This is a genomic window from Pseudomonas sp. KH_024_B2, assembly GCF_057839965.1.
Window position 1 is genome coordinate 3,501,136 of sequence record NZ_CM174502.1, and the last position, 21,147, is coordinate 3,522,282.

17 protein-coding genes are annotated in these 21,147 nt (G+C 56.5%); 12 read left to right on the forward strand and 5 right to left on the reverse strand.

Features of this window, described 5'->3' with window-relative positions; translation table 11 throughout:
* Window positions 1-17: 17 nt before the first annotated feature.
* From AC3I0A_RS16225 to AC3I0A_RS16240, 4 genes are read left to right on the forward strand one after another with little or no spacing between them, the layout of a single operon-like run.
* A complete protein-coding gene (locus AC3I0A_RS16225) occupies window positions 18-686 on the forward strand; it encodes an SGNH/GDSL hydrolase family protein (RefSeq protein ID WP_489373075.1) in 669 nt (222 codons plus the stop codon).
* Window positions 683-1,357: an alginate O-acetyltransferase AlgF gene (locus tag AC3I0A_RS16230; protein ID WP_489373076.1), complete on the forward strand. Its 675-nt coding sequence runs from the start codon at window positions 683-685 to the stop codon at window positions 1,355-1,357. Before AC3I0A_RS16225 ends, AC3I0A_RS16230 begins: the two co-directional genes overlap by 4 nt.
* Before the next feature lie 18 nt (window positions 1,358-1,375).
* Window positions 1,376-2,782, forward strand: coding sequence for an MBOAT family O-acyltransferase (locus AC3I0A_RS16235; protein ID WP_489373078.1), 1,407 nt, complete (start codon window positions 1,376-1,378; stop codon window positions 2,780-2,782).
* Window positions 2,782-3,942: an alginate O-acetyltransferase AlgX-related protein gene (locus AC3I0A_RS16240; RefSeq protein ID WP_489373079.1), complete on the forward strand. Its 1,161-nt coding sequence runs from the start codon at window positions 2,782-2,784 to the stop codon at window positions 3,940-3,942. The genes AC3I0A_RS16235 and AC3I0A_RS16240 overlap by 1 nt, the downstream gene beginning before the upstream one ends.
* Window positions 3,943-4,036: 94 nt before the next feature.
* Here AC3I0A_RS16240 and AC3I0A_RS16245 read toward each other — a convergent pair whose 3' ends face one another.
* On the reverse strand, window positions 4,037-4,636 hold the full coding sequence (locus tag AC3I0A_RS16245) for a trypsin-like peptidase domain-containing protein (protein WP_489378516.1): 600 nt from the start codon (window positions 4,634-4,636) through the stop codon (window positions 4,037-4,039).
* A gap of 958 nt (window positions 4,637-5,594) precedes the next feature.
* Here AC3I0A_RS16245 and AC3I0A_RS16250 point away from each other — a divergent pair.
* A complete protein-coding gene (locus AC3I0A_RS16250) occupies window positions 5,595-6,428 on the forward strand; it encodes a MinD/ParA family protein (RefSeq protein ID WP_489373081.1) in 834 nt (277 codons plus the stop codon).
* 117 nt (window positions 6,429-6,545) lie between these two features.
* Here AC3I0A_RS16250 and amaA read toward each other — a convergent pair whose 3' ends face one another.
* Window positions 6,546-7,832 carry an L-pipecolate oxidase gene (amaA, locus tag AC3I0A_RS16255; RefSeq protein WP_489373083.1) on the reverse strand — a complete coding sequence of 429 codons (1,287 nt, stop codon included), beginning with the start codon at window positions 7,830-7,832 and terminating at the stop codon, window positions 6,546-6,548.
* A 117-nt stretch (window positions 7,833-7,949) separates the two neighbouring features.
* Window positions 7,950-9,440 (reverse strand): L-piperidine-6-carboxylate dehydrogenase, encoded by a 1,491-nt coding sequence (gene amaB, locus AC3I0A_RS16260; RefSeq protein ID WP_489373084.1) that lies wholly within the window; start codon window positions 9,438-9,440, stop codon window positions 7,950-7,952.
* Between the two features lie 142 nt (window positions 9,441-9,582).
* On the opposite strand from amaB, the gene AC3I0A_RS16265 reads away from it, so the two are divergent.
* The 3 genes from AC3I0A_RS16265 (at window position 9,583) to AC3I0A_RS16275 (ending at window position 12,260) form a co-directional block, all read left to right on the forward strand.
* Window positions 9,583-10,488, forward strand: coding sequence for a LysR substrate-binding domain-containing protein (locus AC3I0A_RS16265; RefSeq protein ID WP_489373086.1), 906 nt, complete (start codon window positions 9,583-9,585; stop codon window positions 10,486-10,488).
* A gap of 148 nt (window positions 10,489-10,636) precedes the next feature.
* Window positions 10,637-11,887, forward strand: a complete 1,251-nt coding sequence (locus tag AC3I0A_RS16270; protein WP_489373087.1) for a 2-aminoadipate transaminase — start codon at window positions 10,637-10,639, stop codon at window positions 11,885-11,887.
* A gap of 145 nt (window positions 11,888-12,032) precedes the next feature.
* Entirely contained in the window at window positions 12,033-12,260 is a 228-nt protein-coding gene (locus AC3I0A_RS16275; RefSeq protein ID WP_489373089.1) for a PhzF family phenazine biosynthesis protein, read from the forward strand.
* 1,138 nt (window positions 12,261-13,398) lie between these two features.
* On the opposite strand, the gene AC3I0A_RS16280 is transcribed toward AC3I0A_RS16275, so the two are convergent.
* A complete protein-coding gene (locus AC3I0A_RS16280) occupies window positions 13,399-13,569 on the reverse strand; it encodes a hypothetical protein (RefSeq protein ID WP_489373091.1) in 171 nt (56 codons plus the stop codon).
* A gap of 70 nt (window positions 13,570-13,639) precedes the next feature.
* Here AC3I0A_RS16280 and hglS point away from each other — a divergent pair, with 70 nt between their 5' ends.
* From hglS to AC3I0A_RS16295, 3 genes are all read left to right on the forward strand, one after another.
* Entirely contained in the window at window positions 13,640-15,040 is a 1,401-nt protein-coding gene (hglS, locus tag AC3I0A_RS16285; RefSeq protein WP_489373093.1) for a 2-oxoadipate dioxygenase/decarboxylase HglS, read from the forward strand.
* 113 nt (window positions 15,041-15,153) lie between these two features.
* Window positions 15,154-16,833, forward strand: a complete 1,680-nt coding sequence (locus tag AC3I0A_RS16290) for a thiamine pyrophosphate-binding protein (protein ID WP_489373095.1) — start codon at window positions 15,154-15,156, stop codon at window positions 16,831-16,833.
* Between the two features lie 146 nt (window positions 16,834-16,979).
* Window positions 16,980-17,735, forward strand: coding sequence for a substrate-binding periplasmic protein (locus AC3I0A_RS16295; RefSeq protein ID WP_489373096.1), 756 nt, complete (start codon window positions 16,980-16,982; stop codon window positions 17,733-17,735).
* A 123-nt stretch (window positions 17,736-17,858) separates the two neighbouring features.
* Here AC3I0A_RS16295 and AC3I0A_RS16300 read toward each other — a convergent pair whose 3' ends face one another.
* A complete protein-coding gene (locus tag AC3I0A_RS16300) occupies window positions 17,859-19,424 on the reverse strand; it encodes a carbohydrate porin (protein ID WP_489373098.1) in 1,566 nt (521 codons plus the stop codon).
* 438 nt (window positions 19,425-19,862) lie between these two features.
* On the opposite strand from AC3I0A_RS16300, the gene AC3I0A_RS16305 reads away from it, so the two are divergent.
* Window positions 19,863-21,137: an ABC transporter substrate-binding protein gene (locus tag AC3I0A_RS16305; protein WP_489373100.1), complete on the forward strand. Its 1,275-nt coding sequence runs from the start codon at window positions 19,863-19,865 to the stop codon at window positions 21,135-21,137.
* Window positions 21,138-21,147 lie beyond the last annotated feature (10 nt).

Genomic DNA, 21,147 nt, shown 5'->3' on the forward strand with positions numbered 1-21,147 from the left:
TCATTCTGGAGCTTTCGATGCCCACTTCTGCCCTTGCCGGTCTGACTCTGCTTGTCCTTGGGGAGAGCCATATGAGCCTCGCAGACCATTTGCTCGAGCCGCTGCACGACAACCTGACTCGCCAAGGCGCCCAGGTTCACTCCATCGGTGCCTGCGGCGCCAGCGCCGGTGACTGGCTGATCAGCAAGAAGGTCGACTGCGGTGCCGAGCGCAAAGGCAACGGCAAGATCGTGATCAAGGGACGCGAGGCAACCACCACACCGATCCAGGACCTGATCGCCGCCGACAAGCCCGACCTGGTGGTACTGGTCATCGGCGATACCATGGCGTCCTATGACAAGCCGGTGTTTCCAAAGGCCTGGGCATGGCAAAGCGTCACCGGCCTGGCCAAGGCCATCGCCGCCACCGGGACCCGTTGCGCCTGGGTGGGCCCGGCCTGGGGCAAGGCCGGTGGCATGTACCAGAAGAATGATGCCCGTACCCAGTTGATGTCGCAGTTTCTGGCCGCGAACGTGGCGCCTTGCACCTACATCGATTCGCTGACGTTCTCCAAACCCGGGCAGTGGATCACCACCGACGGGCAGCACTTCACCGTCGCCGGTTATCAAGCATGGGGCACTGCGATCGGTGGTGCATTGGCCAAACTACCCGCCGACCGCGTCAGCAGCACAGGAGCCGGCAAATGACCCGACCAATACCTGGCTGGACCTTGTTCGCGCCCTTGATGCTGAGCCTGCACGCCCAAGCCGCCGACATTGCCCTGTACCCGACGGGCCCGGATCAGGACTCGGCCTTCCTGCGTTTTATCAACGCCGCCGACCGACCCTTGCAGTTGCTGGCCGAAGGCTCTCGGGCAAGCCTCAAACTGGAAGGCCCGAATGCCGTGTCCGACTACCTGCCCGTGCCCGCCAACCAGCCGATCAAGGGCACCCTGGAACGCAACGGCAAAAGCCAGCCGCTGGACATCCAGGTGGCAGCAGGCGAATTCGCCAGCGTGATCGCCTTGCCGGACAGTACTCAAGGTATCCGCCAGGTCGTCATCCGTGAGCAACCCGACGATTTCAATAGCCTGAGAGCTTCACTGGCGTTTATCAGCGCCGATCCAGGTTGCACCCACGCCGGCTTGCGCGCTGCGGGGAAGAACACCGACCTGTTCAAGGATGTGGCCAGCGGTAGCGTGCAACGCCGCGCCATTAACCCCGTCAGTCTTTCGGTGCAATTGGTCTGTGCTCAAACCGACGTCGGTGCGCCGCTTGACCTGGGTCAGCTCAAGGCCGGCGAACGCTACAGCGTTGTACTGTTGCCTGGCGTAAACGGCCCATACCTGCTGCTCGTGACTGACGTCCTGGCCCACTGATCGGATCGCTGCACTACCATGGTTTTTGCCTCTCTCGAGTTTCTGACATTGTTCCTGCCGCTGTTCCTGTGTGCCTATGCACTGTGCCCAGCCGCCTGGCGCAACGTCACGTTACTGATCGGCAGCTGGCTGTTCTATGGCTGGTTGAGCCCACGGTTCCTCGCTGTGCATGTGATCCTGACGATCGCCGCGTGGATCGGCGGCCTGCTGCTTGACGCTTTCCGGGAGGACAGGGGCCGTGTACGGATACTCGTGACGCTGATCGTGCTCAACACGGCGGTGCTGTGCTGGTACAAGTACGCCAACATCGTCGCCGGCACGCTGATCGATGCCGTCACCTGGTACGGCGCCATGCCCCTGGACTGGCAACGGGTCGTCATGCCGGCCGGATTGTCGTTTATCGTGTTGCAGGCGATTTCCTATCTGGTGGATGTGCATCGCCGCAGCGTGCCGGTCGAACGCAGCTTCATCAATTACGCGACCTATATTTCGATGTTCGGCCATTCCGTCGCCGGTCCCATCATTCGCTATGACTGGGTGCGGCGCGAGCTGAATCAGCGTTACTTCAACCTGCAGAATTTTTCGCTGGGCGCACGCCGGTTCATGGTCGGGATGTGCATGAAGGTCCTGGTGGCCGACACCCTGTCGCCTGTGGTCGATGTGGCGTTCAGCTTGCCGAACCCTAGCTTCGTCGACGCCTGGGTTGGCTGCCTTGCCTACTCCTTGCAACTGTTCTTCGACTTCGCGGGCTACAGCGCGATGGCCATTGGGCTGGGATTGATGTTGGGCTTCCACTTCCCCGAAAACTTCGACCGTCCCTATCTGGCCAACAGCATCCAGGACTTCTGGCGTCGCTGGCACCTGTCGCTGTCCAGCTGGCTACGTGACTATCTTTATATTCCGCTGGGCGGCAATCGCAACGGCACCTGGAAAACCTGGCGCAACCTGTTCCTGATCATGGCCATCGCCGGCCTCTGGCACGGTGGCGATAGCTGGAATTATCTGCTTTGGGGCTGCGCCCATGGCATCGCCTTGTGTGTTGATCGTGCCTGGAACCGTTCCACCCTGCCCCCGGTACCGCCGGTGCTTTCCCATGGGCTGACACTGCTGTTCGTGTGCCTGGCCTGGACGCTGTTCCGCGCCCCCGACTTTCACAGCGCGCTGCGCCTGTATGCCGGACAGTTCGGCCTGCAGGGCATCGCCCTCGGTGATGAACTGTCCGCGACTCTGCGCCCGGTACACGGCATTGCGGGTTTGCTGGGTGTGTTCGGTGTCGTCGCACCGCTGCTGCGCCCTTACTGTGAGAAACGACTGGGCGGCCTTTTGCTCTACGCCGCCGCCCTTTGGCCCATCGCCGGTTTCATGCTGTCGTTCGCACTGATCGCCAGTCGCGAGACCGTACCCTTTCTGTACTTTCAATTCTGATGACGACTCCAGAGCACTCCACTGACCCCACTCAGCCAGATGATCTGGCGACACGCAGCAGTCTGCTGGCTGGCGTGGCGCTGCTGATATTTCTGTTCGTCGGGTTGCTGTCCTCAGGCCGGTTGATCGGGTCAGGGCAGATCGAGCTGATACCTGAAAAGTGGGTGGTCGGGCAGATGCTTGAAGGCGATATCACCCATCGGATCGCCAAGGAGCTGTCGAAAGCTCACGTTCCCACCACCTTCGCCGACCTGGAGCGTGGTGGCAGTTGGGTGTTCCTCAGCGACATGGGGTCGAGGGTTCGTTTGGGCTGCCCTGACTGGCTGTTTCTGGCCGATGAACTCAAGGTCAATCATCAAGCGCAGCGCAATGCCGATGCCAAGGTCCAGGCAGTGATTGATCTGAAACAGCAGCTCTCTCGACGTGGAATCAGCCTGCTGGTGGTCATCGTTCCAGACAAGAGCCGCATCGCCGCTGCGCAACGCTGCTCACTGCACCGCCCCGCCTCTCTCGAAGGGCGCATCCAGGCCTGGACCTCAAAGCTGAGTGTGGGCGGTGTGTCGAATCTGGACCTGACCGGTGCGCTGACGCCACTGGGGGCCAGTGCCTGGTTGCGCACCGATACGCACTGGAGCGAATCCGGTGCGAAGGCTGCGGCCGAGGCCATCGCACAGCGCCTGAAGAACTTGGGCATCACCGCAATGCCACGCAGGTCGTTCGAAGAAAGTCATGCCCTGCTCGCGCTGCGGCCTGGCGATCTGGTCCATCTGGCAGGCATCGACTGGTTGCCGCTCAAATGGCAACCCGCCCCCGAAATGGTCGCCCAAACCAGCACCCTCGAACTTCCCGCTGTGCCAGTCGACAGTCCTGACAATGTGGGGGACCTCTTTGGAGATGCCAACCTGCCTGACACCGCTCTCATAGGGACCTCATTTTCGCGCAACTCCAACTTCGCGGGGTTCCTGCAGCAGGCATTGGGCGCCCCCGTGGGTAACTTCGCCAAAGATGGCGGAGCGTTCTCCGGCGCCGCAAACAGCTACCTCAACAACCCGGCCTTCAAAGAAACGCCCCCCACACAGATCATCTGGGAGATCCCGGAGCGGGACTTGCAGTCGGCTTACATCGAGCCCATCAAGGTGCTGCCAGGCGACGTTCGATGAATAGCAAGAAAAGCGCCGCTGCTGAAAACGCCGCGCCACAGCCCAACCTGAAAAGATTGGGCCGTCATTGAAATAGGGTCGGGATAGCTAAAAGCTACTTCGCGACATATTTCGTGTTGTGCGGATCATTAAGCTTTGCCTGCAACAGCCCCCACTCACGCTGAATGATCGAGTACGGGATAAAGATGCTGATCCTCTCAGCGCCCTTCAGGCCGGGGTGAAAGCTCACATCGTGCAGTGTGGTGGAGTAAAAACCCATATTAATGCCGACAATACTGCCATCACTGCCGATGACTGGCCCTCCTGACATCCCCTTGATCAGCGGGGCATCATGGATGGCATAGCGATCGCCGCTGTGTTCATCGGAATTGACGAAAGGCGCTTGATACACCTTGCCTTTCCCGGTGGCAGTCACCAGGTATGGGCTCGCCCCAACGGCAGTTATGTCCTCGCCCACACGCGGTTCGCGCCATGACGGGTAGCGGCCGTTGGCTTTGTGCTGGATGAAGACGAGGTCGCAGCCTGTGCTGCAGCTGTATTTCACGTTGGAAATGAGCGGGGTGTGGCGGGTGGTGACGGCGTAGTCCTCGTTCCATTGCACGGCCGAGGCCATATAGATATACGGCAAAGGAAAGCCTGAGAAGACTAAAAAGTATGAATCGTTAGTAGACCCCGAAAAGTCGGGCTTTACCATGCCGTTGCATCCTGCAATTACAACTCCTATGAAAAAGTAGGCCATGATCTTGATCATGATGTATCACCGACTTATATAGGGAGAAAGTGACTGTTTTTTGTTGTCAATTTTTTTGTCTTTTATCGGGCTGTAGTTCTCCTCGCCGTGAGATCTAGTTGAACACGTCGTTATTTATGGCTGAGGTTGTAATAGCGCGCATGAATAAATCGCACTAAGGCCTATCGCTTTTCAAACCATCCAACTAGTACAAATATTGGCGCCTGAAAAATGGCGAAAACACAGGCAAACGAAAGGAGCCTCTATCGGCTCCTTGATTAGCACGCCGTCAATGCGCTGCATTTACTTTCTTCACATCACCCTGAACTTGAACCGCTATTGAGAGACTTACTTTAATAAAACTTTAGAGTCATCGCTTCTTACACAAGGCGATGTAGAAATTATTAATGGGATTTCATCCAGGGCTCTAGATCGCAGGCAAGTTCAACATGCCACTAGTGGCCTGAGCGGTTAATCCATTAATTTATTTTTTATCACGCTCAGCTTTGCCTGGACTGCAAGAAAAATTCAGTCATGCTGTAGCCCTGACAAGCCGCTTGTCGTTATAAAACGTCAGCCACTGCCGACAATGAACTATTAATATAATAAATGTCATTATGCAATTAGACACTGCAGGGTTTGCGCTTTGGCACAGACTCGTACAAACAGGAAAATGGTCGCCAAAGGGCCCTTCACGCTCCTGTCAAAAGCTATCTATTAATACGTTTAATTACTCTACGCTTACGACATGAGTGTAGGAGCGAGCTTGCTCGCGATGGACGTTAACGATAACGCGTGCTTTCTGAATAAACGCGTCGCCCTTGAGTCCATCGCGAGCAAGCTCGCTCCTACAAAGGCGCATCGTTCGCTTAACTGACGGCATCGGGGCTTGACCCGGCAAATCGACTTCAATGAGAACGACATGGACAGCATAAATCCCGTACAGGTTATCGCGGTAACCAGTGGCAAAGGTGGTGTCGGCAAGACGAGTGTGGCGGTGAACTTGTCGCTGGCTCTGGCTAAACTCGGCCAACGCGTCATGCTGCTGGATGGCGATCTCGGGCTGGCAAATGTCAACGTCTCACTTGGCCTCCCGCCCGATCAGACCCTCGTCGACGTACTCGAAGGACGCTGCGAGTTGCGCGAGGTGATACATCAAGGGCCTGGTGGAATTCGTATCGTCCCGGCCTCCTCCGGCAGTCAAAACATGAGTCATCTGACCTCGGCGCAGTACGCCGGACTGATCCAGGCCTTCAGCGATATTGACGATGATCTGGATGTCCTGGTAATCGACACCGCGGCCGGAATTGGTGATTCGGTCGTCAACTTCGCCCGCGCGGCGCAGGAAGTACTGGTGGTGGTGTGCGATGAGCCGACCTCAATTACGAACGCCTATGCGCTAATCAAAGCACTCAATCGCGACTGCGGCATGAACCGCTTCCGTGTACTGGCCAACAGGGTGCTGGGCGAGCAGCAAGGCCGCAGCCTGTTTAGAAAACTGAGCAAAGTCACGGATAGCTTCCTTGACGTCTCCTTACACTATGCCGGCGCTGTGCCTTACGACGAAAACATGCTCAAGGCCCTGAAGAGCCAGCGGGCGCTGCATGAGGCTTTTCCACGTTCCAAGGGCGCCCTGGCATTCAAGTCCCTTGCGCAGAGAGTCAATCGCTGGCCTTTACCGAGTACTGCGCGAGGGCATCTGGAATTCTTCGTCGAGCGACTCGTGCGTCAGAGAAGTGCAGCCGCTCTAGTGTGACCCGCGGCTATCGTGCATCGTACGGCATCCATCCTCGCCCCTGCGGCTGATTGCTCCCATCAACCGAACTCGAGAACGCATTCGACAGGAGCGCCCTACATCAACTCTATTTTGTTTTTACAGAATAACTCTCAAGCATTGACCCGCATGGTATAGAGAGAATCCGCTTTCATAGAATGCACTTCGCAATCTCGCACTATAGAGTGTCTTCATTGTCGAGAAAGGTATCGGTAAATCTTCAGGCAGGTCGTGGATCAAATAGTCAGCCAAGGCCTTGCCAACAACAGTACCGGTAGTATTTCCACGTCCGTTATACCCCGTAACCGCGACGATACCAGGCGCAGGCTCAAACAGACGCATCAAATGATCTGGCGTAAAGTCAATACACCCCGTCCAATGCATTTCCCACTCGACCTTGCCCAACTTAGGAAAGTAGTGGCCCTGGATTCTATCGGCCCAACTTTTGATGAACCAGTCAGGCTTGTTATCGGTTCGGCCCATACTGCCAAGCAGCAGGCGTCCCTCTGCATCTCGGCGGATGCTACTCAATACCAGACGTGTGTCCCAGGATCCCTGGCCATGCTTCAACACGTTATCGGCGTCGGCACCTGCCAGAGGTTTCGAGGCCACTTGGTAGTAATAGCCACGGAAATGGTTTTTCTGCAGTTCAGACCAATCGCCTTCGGTGTATGCACCGGTCGATATGACGACTTTGTCTGAAACAACCGCGCCACCCGCAGTCTTGACCCACCAGGAACGGCCCTGCTTCTCCAACTGGGTAACGGCTGTGTTCTGGAACAAATGACCGCCCAGGCGTCGCACAGCTTCGGCCAATCCGGTGGTATAGCCCATCGGATTGATTGTTCCGGCCCGATGATCCAGCAATGCCGCAGAAATTTTATCGGTGCCGCAATATTCCTGGCATTGAGATCCTGTCAGCAGTTCAACATTGGCTCCCCGGCGCTTCCACTGATCATGGCGGGCTTGCAAGTCAGCAACACCTGAAGCGTTGTGGGCCATATGAAGGGTGCCATCGTTACGGGCCTGACAATCGATACCGAGCCTGTTGATGGTGGCGAAGACCTGGGCTGGCGCATCCCCAAGAACTTTGTTGAGCCGAGTCCCGACCTTGGCGCCTAAAGTAGCTTCCACGTCATCGGGGCGGATCCAGGTACCTGCATTGACCAAACCTACGTTACGCCCGGAACCACCGTGACCGACCCGATGTGCCTCGAGCACCGCAACGCTCTTGCCGTTCTCAAGCAAAGTCAACGCAGCCGAAAGCCCGGTAATGCCACCGCCAATAATGCAGACATCGACTTTGATACTGCCGGTCAGTGCACCAGGCAGTGCCTGTTCAGGCGTGACATGTTCCCAAAGACACTCTCGACGTAACTCAACCATACAATCAACCTCTTTACCGCAGACTCGCATTATTTTTTACAGCTTGTCAGCCGATTATTCCATTCAGGCGAACTGCACTCCCCGCACCGATCAAAACCGGCGCGAGGAGTAACGTCATCAATCGAAGACGATCCCTTGAGCCAGAGGCAACTCGCGAGAATAGTTGACCGTATTGGTCTGACGACGCATGTAGGCTTTCCAGGAATCCGAACCGGACTCACGTCCGCCACCGGTTTCTTTCTCACCACCGAATGCACCGCCGATTTCGGCGCCGCTGGTGCCGATGTTGACATTGGCAATACCGCAGTCACTGCCGGATGCACTTTGGAAGCGCTCGGCTTCGCGTACGTCCAGGGTGAAAATGCAGGACGACAGGCCCTGAGGGACTTCGTTGTTCAGACGAAGCGCTTGCTCAAACTCGTCGTACGCCAACACATACAGAATCGGTGCGAAGGTTTCGTGACGGACGACGTCGGACTGGCCTGGCATCTCAACAATGGCCGGCGCAACGTAGTAAGCGTTCGGATACTGATCCTGCAGCTTGCGCTCACCACCAAATACCTGACCACCTTCGTCACGCGCCTGACTCAGAGCACCCTGCATCGATTCGAAAGCGTGCTTATCAATCAGCGGCCCGATCAGATTGTCCTTGCGTGGATCACCGATACGCACCTTGGCGTATGCAGCTTTCACTCGGGCAACAACCTCATCTTTGATCGAGCGGTGCACGATCAAACGACGCAGGCTGGTGCAGCGCTGACCGGCAGTACCGACAGCACTGAACAGGATGCCACGCACGGCCAGATCAAGGTCAGCACTCGGCGCCAGGATCATCGCGTTGTTGCCGCCGAGCTCGAGAATGCTGCGACCGAAACGAGCCGCCACTCGTGGACCGACTTCACGACCCATACGGGTGCTACCCGTAGCACTGATCAGTGGAATGCGCGGATCATCAACCAGAACCTCACCGGCCTCACGATCACCGATGATCAGTTGGCTAAGCCCTTCTGGAGCCTGACCAAAGATCTTCAGTGCCTGCTCGAACAGTGCCTGGCACGCCAGAGCAGTCAGCGGGGTTTTTTCGGACGGCTTCCACAGCACAGAGTTACCGCAAACCAGTGCCAGAGTGGTGTTCCAGGCCCATACAGCAGCCGGGAAGTTAAACGCACTGATCACACCAACGACGCCGAGTGGCTGCCAGGTTTCACGCATGTGGTGACCTGGGCGCTCAGACGCGATAGTCAAACCGTACAACTGGCGAGACAGACCGACCGCGAAGTCGCAGATATCAATCATTTCCTGAACTTCGCCCAGGCCTTCCTGGAAGATTTTGCCGGTTTCGACCGATACCAATTCGCCAAGCTGTTCTTTGTTCTTGCGCAGCACTTCGCCGAACACACGAACCAGCTCACCACGACGTGGCGCCGGCACATCGCGCCAGGAAAGAAAGGCCTGATGGGCGAGATCGATCTTCTCGGCGACGGCAGCTTTGCCTTCTAACGTGACGGAAGCGATTTGACTACCATCGATAGGTGTATGAATGGGATAGCCGCCATTCGTGAATGCTGCCTCAGAAACGCCAAGGGCTTTAAGCAGTCCATCAACCATTTTTTTCTCCTGCATCTGATGGTGGTTGTAATTATTGATCCGGATCAGTATTAATCCGATCCCATCGATCAACAAACGACGTTTACTCAGCACATCATTCCCTGAGCTAATGAAGTTGATTTCTCACCAGATAGAGAGAGATATGTCCAAACGCCTGACTCCTTCCATGGCAGCCCTTCAGTGCTTCGAAGCAGCGGCTCGTCACTTGAGTTTCACTCGAGCAGCCGAAGAGCTCCATTTGACCCAAAGCGCTGTCAGCAAACAGGTTGCGCAACTGGAGGAAATGCTCCGACATCACCTCTTTCATCGCGTACGCCGACGCCTGCAGCTGACTCCTGCGGGAGAGCTGTACCTCGCTGAGGTCGATAAAATATTGACCCAGGTCGATATGTCGAGCCGGTACATTCTTTCGTACGGAGGCGAAACCGAAGTCCTGCGAGTAGCCACCCAACCCACCTTTGGCGCACGGTGGCTGGTACCGAATCTGAAAGGTTTCGGTAAGCGTTTTCCTAATATCCATCTGGACATCCGCAGCGAACTGGAACCCTTCGACCTGCTCAAGGCAAAGGCTGACGTCGCCTTCTTCTTCGGCCATGGCTCATGGCCAGGAGCTGTCTGCACCAAGCTTTTCGACGAAGACGTGGTACCCGTTTGCTCACCGGACATTCTGGCCAACAGATCGATCAAGAGTGCCGCCGACCTGACTGACCTGGTCTTGCTGCAATGCACCTCTCGACCTGAAGCCTGGCACGAATGGTTTCTCGAGCAGGATCTGCATACGGAAAACAGCTATCACGGCCCACGCTTCGATACGTTTTACATGTGCATACGCGCAGCCCAGGCAGGCTGCGGAGTGGCACTGATACCTAAATTTCTGGTCAGCGACGAGATTGCCGAGAAAAAACTGGTGGTTGCCTGGGACTACTCCGTGCGCAGCACCGGATCACATTTCATGGCCTATGCAGAGCACGCCGCTGACATACCGAAGGTAGGCAATTTTGTTGAATGGGTACTGGAGCAAGCCAGGTTCGGAAACCACCCACTTTGAGGCTTCAAGAGTTTACGGAATGACTCCGTAATTTCTTTTCGCTTGTCGTGACCTGGCATTCCTCGCTTACATAGAAAAAAACCTATGCAGCCAGGAACATAAAAATGCCAATGCGTGCCACAAAACAGTGCCAATGGACGACGCCATCATGACACAGTCCTCCATCAGCGAGTCCATCGCAATCGTCCACCCCATCACGTTGAGTCGCGGTATAAACGCAGAGGTATGGGACACTGACGGCAAGCGTTACATCGATTTCGTCGGCGGCATTGGCGTTCTGAACCTGGGTCACTGCAATCCACGGGTGGTCGAGGCGGTGTGCGATCAAGCCTCCAAATTGACGCATTACGCCTTCAATGCCGCGCCCCACGAACCGTATAAACAACTGATGGCTCGACTGGCCGAGTTCATTCCCGTGCCCTGGCCGGTCAGCGGCATGTTGACCAACAGTGGTGCCGAGGCCGCAGAGAATGCGCTGAAAATAGTCCGTGCAGCGACCGGTCGTACTGCCGTCATCGCATTCGATGGCGGCTTTCATGGACGCACCCTGGCCACCCTGAACTTGAACGGGAAAGTCGCCCCCTACAAGCAGCGTGTCGGCACCTTGCCGGGCCCCGTTTACCACTTGCCCTACCCGAGTGAAGACACTGGCGTCACGTCGCTGGAAGCGCTTAAAGCAATGGATCGGCTGTTCAGCGTCGAGATCGACGTCGATGAAGTCGCCTGTTTCATTCTGGAACCCGTCCAGGGCGAAGGCGGATTCCTTGCCCTCGACCCGCAGTTTGCACAAGCATTACGCAAGTTCTGCGACGAAAAGGGCATTTTGCTGATTGTCGATGAAATCCAGTCCGGATTCGGTCGCACGGGGCAGCGCTTTGCATTTACACGACTGGGTATCGAACCCGATTTGATCCTGCTGGGTAAAAGCATTGCCGGCGGCCTTCCACTGGGCGCGGTGGTCGGTAAAAAATATCTGCTCGACACCTTGCCCAAAGGCGGCTTGGGTGGGACTTACTCAGGCAACCCGATTGCCTGCGCTGCTGCGCTCGCCACACTGGACGAGATGACCGACGCCAACCTTTCTTCCTGGGGCGAAAATCAGGAAAAGGCAATCGTCAGTCGGTATCAGGCATGGCAGCAAAATAAGCTCTCCCCTTATCTCGGCAGATTGACCGGTGTTGGGGCAATGAGAGGGATTGAGCTGATGACTCCTGAGGGGCTGCCTGCGACTTCGGTGTTAGCACAGCTGCTTGGCAGCGCCAGACAAAACGGTCTGCTGTTGATGCCTAGCGGGAAATCCCGCCACATCATTCGACTGCTGCCACCGTTGACGATCGAACCGGCAATCTTGAACGAAGGGCTCGACATCTTCGAGAGCTGTCTGGCTGGAATTCGCTGATACGTGATCGCCCCTGCGCCGATAGAGCTCATAAGGGGTCTACCGGCGAAGTTCGTCCCTCGACGCCACGGGCCATCCGATCATCGCGGCCGCGGCAACGCTTTACGACTCCACGAAGGCCGCGCGCCAAACCTGGCAAGTGATTATGGAGGATGTCGCCACCGGCAGCGCCGCAGGCGTTATCGGCGCGTACCGTTTAAAACATGGTTTGGCCAGATCTGGTGAATTATTCACGCTTCATCAGGGGCGCTTCACTGGACGCCCGAGCGTGCTTCGTGTGAAGCCTGAAGGCAGCAGCAGCGCAGTCACTACGGTTCAGGTCGGTGGGGACGTTGCCTTCGTTGGACGTGGCACGCTGGAGGTGCTGCCATGAGTGTTCGCATAATAAACGCCGATGAACTTCGGGCACTGGTGACGTTTGAGGACTTGATCGAAGCTGTTTCCCGTGCCCCAGATCCACTGTGGGAGCGGGCTTGCCCGCGAAGGCGGCCTGACAGCCGACCTGTCTCTTGCTGGTGAACATATCCGTTTCTTCGGTAACGGCCACTTGGGGTCGGGTACATATCCATTCCTGCGGTAACGGCCACTTAGGGTTCCGCCCTGACGGCGGGTCACTTTCGAAAATCCGGAATGCCGGCCCAGTCGAAAGTAACCAAAGCGCTTCTGCCCCACCATTCGGTGCCTCGCCTAGGCTCGGCATGCCCTCACTCCGGCATTGCTCCGGGGGCCCGCCGCCATCGGCCATCCATGGCCGAGGCTGTGTAAAAACGTTTTAGAGCAGGTTTGACGGTCAGAACCAGAACGAAAATCGCGTTCCTACGCAAATTTCAGGTCTGCTGACTAGCCAAGCGCTGGCAGATTTTACGTAGCAACGCAGATTTCCAAACGGTGTCTGCGTTTTTACACACTCTGGACCGGGGGCGGCTATCTCGGCATCCATGCCGAGATGCCCCCTGCGCAACGCCTGCGTTCGGCCTCTGGGAAAGGGGCAGGCAGATCAAGTTCAAAAGCCAAAGCCAAAGCCAAAGCCAAAGCCACGGCAACGGCAACGGCAACGGCAACGGCAACGGCAACGGCAACGGCAACGGCAACGGCAACGGCAACGGCAACGGCAACGGCAAGATCAACAGCTTCGCGAGCAGGCTCGCTCCCACAATGGCTCGGCGTACAACTCGCTTTTCACCACTCAACAGGCCGAGCGTTAGCTCGCCTGCAGCTTTTGATCTTGATGCACCGCCCCCTCGAGAGGCCGAGCGCAGGTTCTGCGCAGTGGGCAACCCGGCATGGATGCCGGGTTAGCCGCGCACGGCCATGGATGGCCGATCGCGGCGGGCCCACGGAGCAGGACCGGAGCGAGGGCATGCCGAGCCTAGGCGAGGCACCGAACGAAAGGGGCAAGAGCCCTTTGGTTACTTTGGGGCTTTTCCAAAGTGACCCGCCGTCAGGGCGGAACCCTAAGTAGCCGTTACCGCAGAAACGGATATGTACACCCTCAAGAGATAGACCGACTGTCAGGCCGCCTTCGCGAGCAAGCTCGCTCCCACAGTGGATTTGGGTACATCCGTGAGACGCAGGCCGGCTGTCAGGCCGCCTTCGCAGCCAAGCCCGACTTCAATAGCTGAAGGAATGAAATTCTGAACAATCATCGTTTGTACCCCCACTCGATGATGCTCAGAATCCATGGCACAGAACTCAGTTTTCTGAGCTCAATCGCCCACGCCACACATAGATATTCAGCAAGGAGTTCCTTTGATGAACACCCCAGGTTTCGTCGACCCGGACGAAATTCGCGCCCGGTTTTCCCGCGCCATGTCCGAGATGTACAAGGATGAAGTCCCCCTCTACGGAACACTCATGGAGCTAGTCGCAGAAACCAACGAAAAGGTGCTGGAGTCAAACAAGACTGTTGCCGATTATCTGAAGCGCACAGGAGAAATCGAGCGCCTGGACATGGAACGTCACGGGGCGATCCGCGTTGGCACTGCGCAAGAGCTCGCAACTATTGCACGACTGTTCGCCGTAATGGGCATGCAACCAGTCGGCTACTATGACCTGACGCCTGCCGGCGTCCCAGTGCACTCCACTGCATTTCGCGCCGTACATGAAGCGTCACTGCAGGCAAGCCCGTTCCGCGTATTCACCTCCCTGCTGCGCCTGGATCTGATTGAGAACGAAGAACTGCGAAAACGGGTTCAGGCAATCCTGAATCAACGGCAGATTTTCACACCGAATGCGTTGGCCCTGATCGAGAAATTCGAAGCCAATGGCGGTCTTGATGCCAAGGATGCCAAGGACTTCATTCAGGAAGCATTAGAAACATTCCGCTGGCATCACGATGCGACAGTGACGGCAAAAGAATATCAGCGCCTGCATGATCAACACAGACTCATCGCTGACGTTGTCGCTTTCAAAGGCCCGCATATCAACCACCTGACTCCCAGGACTCTGGACATTGACATGATCCAGCAGGGAATGCCGCAAAAAGGCATCACACCAAAGGCCGTTATCGAAGGGCCGCCACGCCGTGAATGCCCTATTTTACTGCGTCAAACCAGCTTCAAGGCGCTCCAGGAAACCGTAGCCTTCACCGACCAAAGCAACAGTGCTTTCGGTAGCCATACGGCTCGCTTCGGGGAAATTGAACAACGCGGTGCAGCACTCACACCAAAAGGCCGTGCCTTGTACGACACCCTGCTGAACGCGGCACGAGCAGAGTTAGGTGAGTTCCCCTCTGAATCCAACGCTGAAAAATACACCGAACTGCTGGAAAAACACTTCAAGGAATTCCCGGACAACTACGCGGATCTGCACGATAAGGGACTTGCCTACTTCCGCTACTTTCCAACGCAACTCGGCATTGCATCGCGCAGTAACAGCTACCGACCAAGCTCGCGGCAAGACCTCATCGCTCAGGGGCACATTCACTACGAGCCACTCGTCTACGAAGACTTCTTGCCTGTCAGCGCAGCGGGAATCTTTCAGTCGAACCTCGGCGATGACTCACAAAGCCATTATGCCGGTAGCTCTAATCAGGACGAGTTCGAAAAAGCACTGGGGCAAAAAGTTATCAACGAACTCAAGCTCTACGCCGACACCCAACGCCGCTCATTGCTGGAATGCTCCACCACGTTGGCGGTTCCTCCTCTCGTCTAGACTCGAGTCAACAACGGCAAACCCGGGTTTGCCGTTGTGCTTCTGATTGATCGAGTCAGTACCTGTCAGGAAGTGCGCCGCCCACCCCGCACCATTCGACTCAGGAGATAACAATGCATAAAACCATTTCTCGTCGTAGCGGAGGTCAAATCCTGGTGGATGCCTTACGCATCCATGGCGTTAAAAGAGCTTTCTGTGTTCCGGGAGAAAGCTACCTCGCGGTACTCGACGCATTGCATGACGTACAGGAAGAAATCGATCTGGTCGTATGCCGTCAAGAAGGTGGGGCCGCCTATATGGCGGAAGCCTATGGCAAGCTCACTGGCGAGCCAGGCATCTGCTTCGTTACCCGAGGCCCGGGTGCAACAAACGCCTCTGTTGGCGTTCACACGGCGTTTCAGGATTCCTCGCCGATGATTCTGTTCATTGGCCAGGTAGCTCGCGATCAACAATATCGCGAAGCCTTTCAGGAAATTGACTTTCGCCAGATGTTTGGTCCCTTGGCGAAATGGGTCGTCCAGATAGACGACACAAGCAGAATTCCCGAGCTGATAAGCCAAGCGTTCCATCGAGCGGTCAATGGCAGGCCAGGACCGGTAGTGGTCGCACTGCCAGAAGACATGCTGAGCGAAATGGCGGAAGTCAATGATGCCGGGCCTTTCAAACGTGTATTGATGACTCCCGCAGCCGAGCAAATGGCAGCTATGCAGCAACTGCTCCAGCAATCCGAGCGTCCACTGATGGTGCTCGGTGGCAGCGGCTGGGATACCGAATCAGTGCACAACATTCGGCTTTTTGCTGAACAGCAGAACCTCCCGGTTGCAGCTTCTTTTCGCTGCCAGGACCTGTTCGACAATCGACATCCGAACTATGTCGGCGATCTGGGATTCGCCGCCTCCACCCAACTGACTTCAGCGGTCAAGGACGCCGATCTCCTGTTGGTAGTGGGCTCTCGAATGGGAGAGGTTTCGACAGGTGGATACACGGCTTTGGATATCCCCGTCCCCAAACAAACCCTGATTCATGTTCATCAAGGTATCGAAGAGTTGGGACGCGTTTACCAGGCAGCGCTAGCGATTAACAGCAGTATGTCGAGCTTCGCAGCGATGGCCGCCCGACTTGCGCCCACCCCGTCACACCATCACCGTGAGTGGACGCGCACACTGAACGATCACTATCTGCGTAACCTGGAATGCCCGGCCTCACCTGGCGATGTTCAACCGGGCGAAATCATTGGCTGGCTGAATCAGCGACTACCCGATGACGCCATCCTTACCAATGGTGCCGGTAATTACGCCGTCTGGCTTCAACGTTTCTACCAGTTCCGCCAGTACCGCACCCAGCTCGGCCCTACCAACGGTTCCATGGGTTACGGTGTTCCAGCCGCTGTGTCCGCCAAACTGACGTACCCGGATCGAGTGGTGGTTTCGTTTTCAGGGGATGGCTGCTTCTTGATGAATGGTCAGGAGATAGCGACTGCAGCGCAGCATGGCGCCAACGTGATTTTCGTGGTGATCAACAACGGGATGTACGGAACCATCAGAATGCACCAGGAGCGCAATTACCCAGGACGGGTTTCAGGGACTGAATTGCTTAACCCGGATTTCGCTGCACTTGCCCAAGCCTATGGACTGCATGGCGAGGTGGTAACAGCCACGTCGGAATTTGCGCCCGCTTTTGAACGCTGCCTTGAAATGTCCCGACCATCCTTGATTGAGATCAGAATCGATCCAGAAGCTTTGACGCCTCGACTTAGCCTGACCCAGATCAGAGAGCAATCAAGTAAAAAGTAGGCGGCATCGGGGTCACGCCGATCCTCTGAGAACACCAGGCGAACCCGCAATGGGTTCGCTGCCATCGCATCGCGCGTTGACCTATGGGAAGATGGGTCCTGCCTTGAGTCGGCGCCCCCCTCCTTTCAATGCCTGATATATCAACCATGAACCCGACCACACGCGTACTGAATGCCTGTACCAAGACGCTTTGCCTGTTGGTATCGCTGCTGACAGCCTATAGCGCGTGTGGTGCACCGTTGCCGCTTGAACTGTATATCCCGGACGCGCCTCCACTGACGTTTATCGACGACGCCAAAGGTCACGGGATAGTCGGCGACGTCATCCTGCTCGCCATTGCCAAGGCTGGCCATGTCGCACATATCCATGGGCTCCCCTGGGCCAGAGCGCAGAAATACGTCAATGAACAGCAGGACCTGTTGATCGCCCCTTTGTCACGCACGCCAGAACGTGAACACCTCTTCACCTGGATCGCCCCCATCATGCCCATGGAGCGAGCTTTTTTCAGCCTTGACCGGCAAGTGAGCAGCTTCGCAGAAGCCAGGAAGGCCTACCGCCTGATCGGTGTCGGCCTGGGCAGTGCGCAAGAGGAAATCCTGCGCACGCAAGGCTTCAGCAGCGAGCAGATCTACCCGCTGATCATTGGTGACAATCCCGCGCAAATGCTCTTGAAAGGTCGCATTGATGCCTGGTTCAACGGTGTCCCCGAGAGCCAATACATTTGGCCGAAGGTGTCTGAACGCAAACTGCTCATGAGTCCCGTCATGAGCAAAGTGGATCTCTATCTGGCTTGCTCCAAGCGTTGCTCCGCGCAACTGGTGCAAGACTTGCGCGCGGCGATTGAAACACTTCGCAGTGACGGCACTGTGGCGCGTGTACAAGAAAGCTATTTGGCGCAATAGCTCAAATCTTGGAGCTGAGCTTGGTCCGGGCGGCGTTCCGACGATGGCGATCTCAAGAACACCATCGCCGGCAAGCCGTGCTCCTACAAGTGTTCAGCGCGGCAGCGCTCGGCGAGCACTCCCTCAGAACCAGGTTTCCATCTGTATGCCGTACTGCCATACACCGCCGGCGTTGAAGTCCGACTTGCCGAAGGAGTCTGTGGAACTGTATCTGTCCAGATCCGAAGACCAGTTCATGAGGCTTGCGAACACTCGCAATTCGGGACGGGTGAGCAGGTCTCCAAAGTCGGGTTTGAATGTCGGGGCGACCGTGAATTTCCAGAAGTTACCGTCGACCGCATTACGCTGCAGGTAGCCCTTGGGGTCGAGGTCCATGGTTTGCCAGCTCATTTCGTAGGCCATCTCGAAATTGCTGTTGATTTCATTGGCCAACCGCACGTTCAAGGTCATCCAGCGGTAGTCGTCACCCTTGACGTATCTGTCCTTGCTTTGTTCGGCCAGCAAGCTTGGGCCGATGCGCCAGCCAGGCGCAATGGGTGTCTCACCATAAAGCGCCAGACGCAGCGCGCGGGCATCGTCGATCAGTTCGCCATCCGAGCCGATGTTCTTGACCTCCGCCCCCAGGCCTTGCCCATAGAGCAGCGCCGTTTTGAAGAAGCCTTCCCTGCCGAAAAAGTTTTTCTGGTGATTGGCCAGCATGCTGTGCAAGCCGGAATCCGCAGGCGTCAGACCCGCTTCATTGCTGCGGGTGCCAAAGTCGTTTTTCTTCGAGCCAATGCCATTGAACATCCACTGCCACTGACCATTGTCGAAGAACTGATTGGAGGTCAGGATGTAGCTTTCCACATCGGCATTGACACCGCCCTCACTGAAATCCCCGTAGTTACGCCCGATCAAGGAGTAATTCGAGCGCCAGTCCTTGTTCATCTGCACATCGTAGATACCACCCCCCGTACCGGCCAGAAAGACGATGTCCGAGTCCAGCCAGTGGATATCGAAATTATCTCTATCGAATCGCTTGCCTGCCCACAGGGTGGCGTTCTCGAACACTGAATTGCCCTTGAATGCGGCGAGATGATCGAGCTCGGTAAATACCTGACGCACGTTCAGGTTGCTTTCGTCGGCCGTCCAGTCATTGGAACTTTCCACGCCATCGGCGATGGAAACCGTGAATTTGGAACGGGTGCCATTCTGCGCATAGGCTTCTTTCGACAGGTCTATGCGCATGTAGGTGTCGTCTTCGTTACCCAGTCGCCCGACTGCACCACCGACTGAACCGGCAGGGGTCGTATAAGGGCCGCCACGCCCACCACCCAGCCCATCGTTGATCAGCAATCCGGAGCGGGCGTAGCCTTTGAAGCTGAAGCCGTCAGTGAGGTGTCCGGTACTGCCCTGTTTTTCCATGCTTTGCTGACGGGCTTCGAGTTTTGCCAGTCGGGTGTCCAAAGCAGGCGCCGACATGGCTGCTGCAGTAGACGCAGCGGGCTGCAAGGCGGGAGTGGAAAGTTTGATTTGCTGCAATTCCCTGGCAAGTGCCTGGGTTTGCTGTTCGGCTGCGGCGGCGCGTTTTTCCGCTGCGCTGGCACGGGCTTCAAACGCAGCCATGCGCTCTTCCAGGGTCGCGGCCTGAGTGGTCGCCGCCGAGGTGCTGAGCACGCCTGCGAGTAGCCATCTTGATGCTTTCTGCATGGGGATTTCCTGTTTTGTTTTTATTGTTTTGTTCCAGTGGCCGAGCTTTTTTTCCGTGATTCGTGAATTGCCCGAATCGACAAAAAAAAGGATGCCTCATCGCAAATACGCTGTTTTTTTGTTCCAGTGACTGAGCCTTTTTTCCGTGATTCGTGAATTGCCCGAATCGACAAAAAAAAGGATGCCTCATCGCAAATACGCTGTTTTTTTGTTCCAGTAACTGAGCCTTTTTTCCGTGATTCGTGAATTGCCCGAATCGACAAAAAAAAGGATGCCTCATCGCAAATACGCTGTTTTTTTGTTCCAGTAACTGAGCCTTTTTTCCGTGATTCGTGAATTGCCCGAATCGACAAAAAAAAGGATGCCTCATCGCAAATACGCTGCTACATTGACGATGTTAACGTTAACTTCTCTCAAAACAAAAATAAAGAGGGCTTTATGAAACAACTGAAATCTCTCCTTCCTGCAGCACTACTCACCCTCTGTGCCGGGCTTCCGTCCGTCTCGAGCGCAGCCGATTTGACGATCTCCTGCGGTGCGGTGGGTGCGGAGTTGCAACTCTGCAAAGAGGCTGTCGAGGCGTGGTCGAAACAGACCGGCAACCACGTCGAGGTGGTTTCCACGCCTAACTCGGCGACCGAGCGGTTGTCGTTCTACCAACAGATCCTCAGTGCGCAGTCCTCCGACATCGACATCATTCAGATCGATATGGTGTGGCCGGGGATGCTGGCCAAACATCTGCTGGATCTGCGCGAGGTGCTTCCCGCCAACGCGACCCAGGGCTACTTCCAGGCACAGGTGGATAACGCCACGGTGAATGGACGGCTGGTGACGATGCCGTGGTTCACCGACTCGGGTCTGTTGTATTACCGCAAGGACTTGCTCGAGAAGTACCACCAGCAGGTTCCCCAGACCTGGGAGGAAATGACCGCTACCGCCAGGACTATTCAACAGGCCGAGCGCACTGCCGGGAACCCCAATGCCTGGGGTTACATATTTCAGGGACGCGCCTACGAGGGCCTGACGTGTAATGCGCTGGAGTGGATCAGCAGCCAACCGGAAGGCGGGCTGGTCAATTCACGCGGAGACATCGTGGTCAACAGTCAGGCCTCAAGAACGGCTTTGACCCTGGCGAAAAGCTGGGTAGGAGACATCTCCCCGCGCGGCGTACTCAATTACACCGAGGAAGAAGGACGTGGCGTATTCCAGTCGGGCAATGCGCTGTTCATGCGTAACTGGCCGTATGTCTGGGCTCTGGTACAAAGCCAGGACAGTGCCGTAAAAGACAAGGTCGGGGTCGCCCCCCTGCCCCGTGGCGGCAAGACCGGCACCCATGCCTCCACCCTCGGTGGCTGGGGCCTGGCGGTATCGCGTTACAGCGCCCATCCAAAACTTGCCGCAGAGCTGGTGAGCTACCTGAGCAGTGCCCAACAGCAAAAACATCGTGCCCTGATAGGCGCCTATAACCCGGTTATCGAGTCGCTCTATCAAGATCCCGAGCTGCTCGCAGCAATGCCTTATTACGCTCAGCTGCACAGCATTCTCAACGATGGGGTCATGCGCCCCGCATCCATAACTGCCGATCGCTATCCACGGGTCTCCAATGCGTTCTTCGATCGAGTGCATGGCGTGCTGGCGGGCGAGTTGCCTGTCGATCAGGCGCTGGCCGAACTGGAAAGCGAACTCACGCGCATCAAACGCCGGAACTGGTAAGCCACAAGGA

Coding starts and splice junctions, on each gene's coding strand:
- AC3I0A_RS16225 (WP_489373075.1), top strand. CDS start 18: ATGCCCACTTCTGCCCTTGCCGGTCTGACTCTGCTTGTCCTTGGGGAG.
- AC3I0A_RS16230 (WP_489373076.1), top strand. CDS start 683: ATGACCCGACCAATACCTGGCTGGACCTTGTTCGCGCCCTTGATGCTG.
- AC3I0A_RS16235 (WP_489373078.1), top strand. CDS start 1,376: ATGGTTTTTGCCTCTCTCGAGTTTCTGACATTGTTCCTGCCGCTGTTC.
- AC3I0A_RS16240 (WP_489373079.1), top strand. CDS start 2,782: ATGACGACTCCAGAGCACTCCACTGACCCCACTCAGCCAGATGATCTG.
- AC3I0A_RS16245 (WP_489378516.1), bottom strand. CDS start 4,636: ATGGTAAAGCCCGACTTTTCGGGGTCTACTAACGATTCATACTTTTTA.
- AC3I0A_RS16250 (WP_489373081.1), top strand. CDS start 5,595: ATGGACAGCATAAATCCCGTACAGGTTATCGCGGTAACCAGTGGCAAA.
- amaA (WP_489373083.1), bottom strand. CDS start 7,832: ATGGTTGAGTTACGTCGAGAGTGTCTTTGGGAACATGTCACGCCTGAA.
- amaB (WP_489373084.1), bottom strand. CDS start 9,440: ATGGTTGATGGACTGCTTAAAGCCCTTGGCGTTTCTGAGGCAGCATTC.
- AC3I0A_RS16265 (WP_489373086.1), top strand. CDS start 9,583: ATGTCCAAACGCCTGACTCCTTCCATGGCAGCCCTTCAGTGCTTCGAA.
- AC3I0A_RS16270 (WP_489373087.1), top strand. CDS start 10,637: ATGACACAGTCCTCCATCAGCGAGTCCATCGCAATCGTCCACCCCATC.
- AC3I0A_RS16275 (WP_489373089.1), top strand. CDS start 12,033: ATGGAGGATGTCGCCACCGGCAGCGCCGCAGGCGTTATCGGCGCGTAC.
- AC3I0A_RS16280 (WP_489373091.1), bottom strand. CDS start 13,569: ATGGATTCTGAGCATCATCGAGTGGGGGTACAAACGATGATTGTTCAG.
- hglS (WP_489373093.1), top strand. CDS start 13,640: ATGAACACCCCAGGTTTCGTCGACCCGGACGAAATTCGCGCCCGGTTT.
- AC3I0A_RS16290 (WP_489373095.1), top strand. CDS start 15,154: ATGCATAAAACCATTTCTCGTCGTAGCGGAGGTCAAATCCTGGTGGAT.
- AC3I0A_RS16295 (WP_489373096.1), top strand. CDS start 16,980: ATGAACCCGACCACACGCGTACTGAATGCCTGTACCAAGACGCTTTGC.
- AC3I0A_RS16300 (WP_489373098.1), bottom strand. CDS start 19,424: ATGCAGAAAGCATCAAGATGGCTACTCGCAGGCGTGCTCAGCACCTCG.
- AC3I0A_RS16305 (WP_489373100.1), top strand. CDS start 19,863: ATGAAACAACTGAAATCTCTCCTTCCTGCAGCACTACTCACCCTCTGT.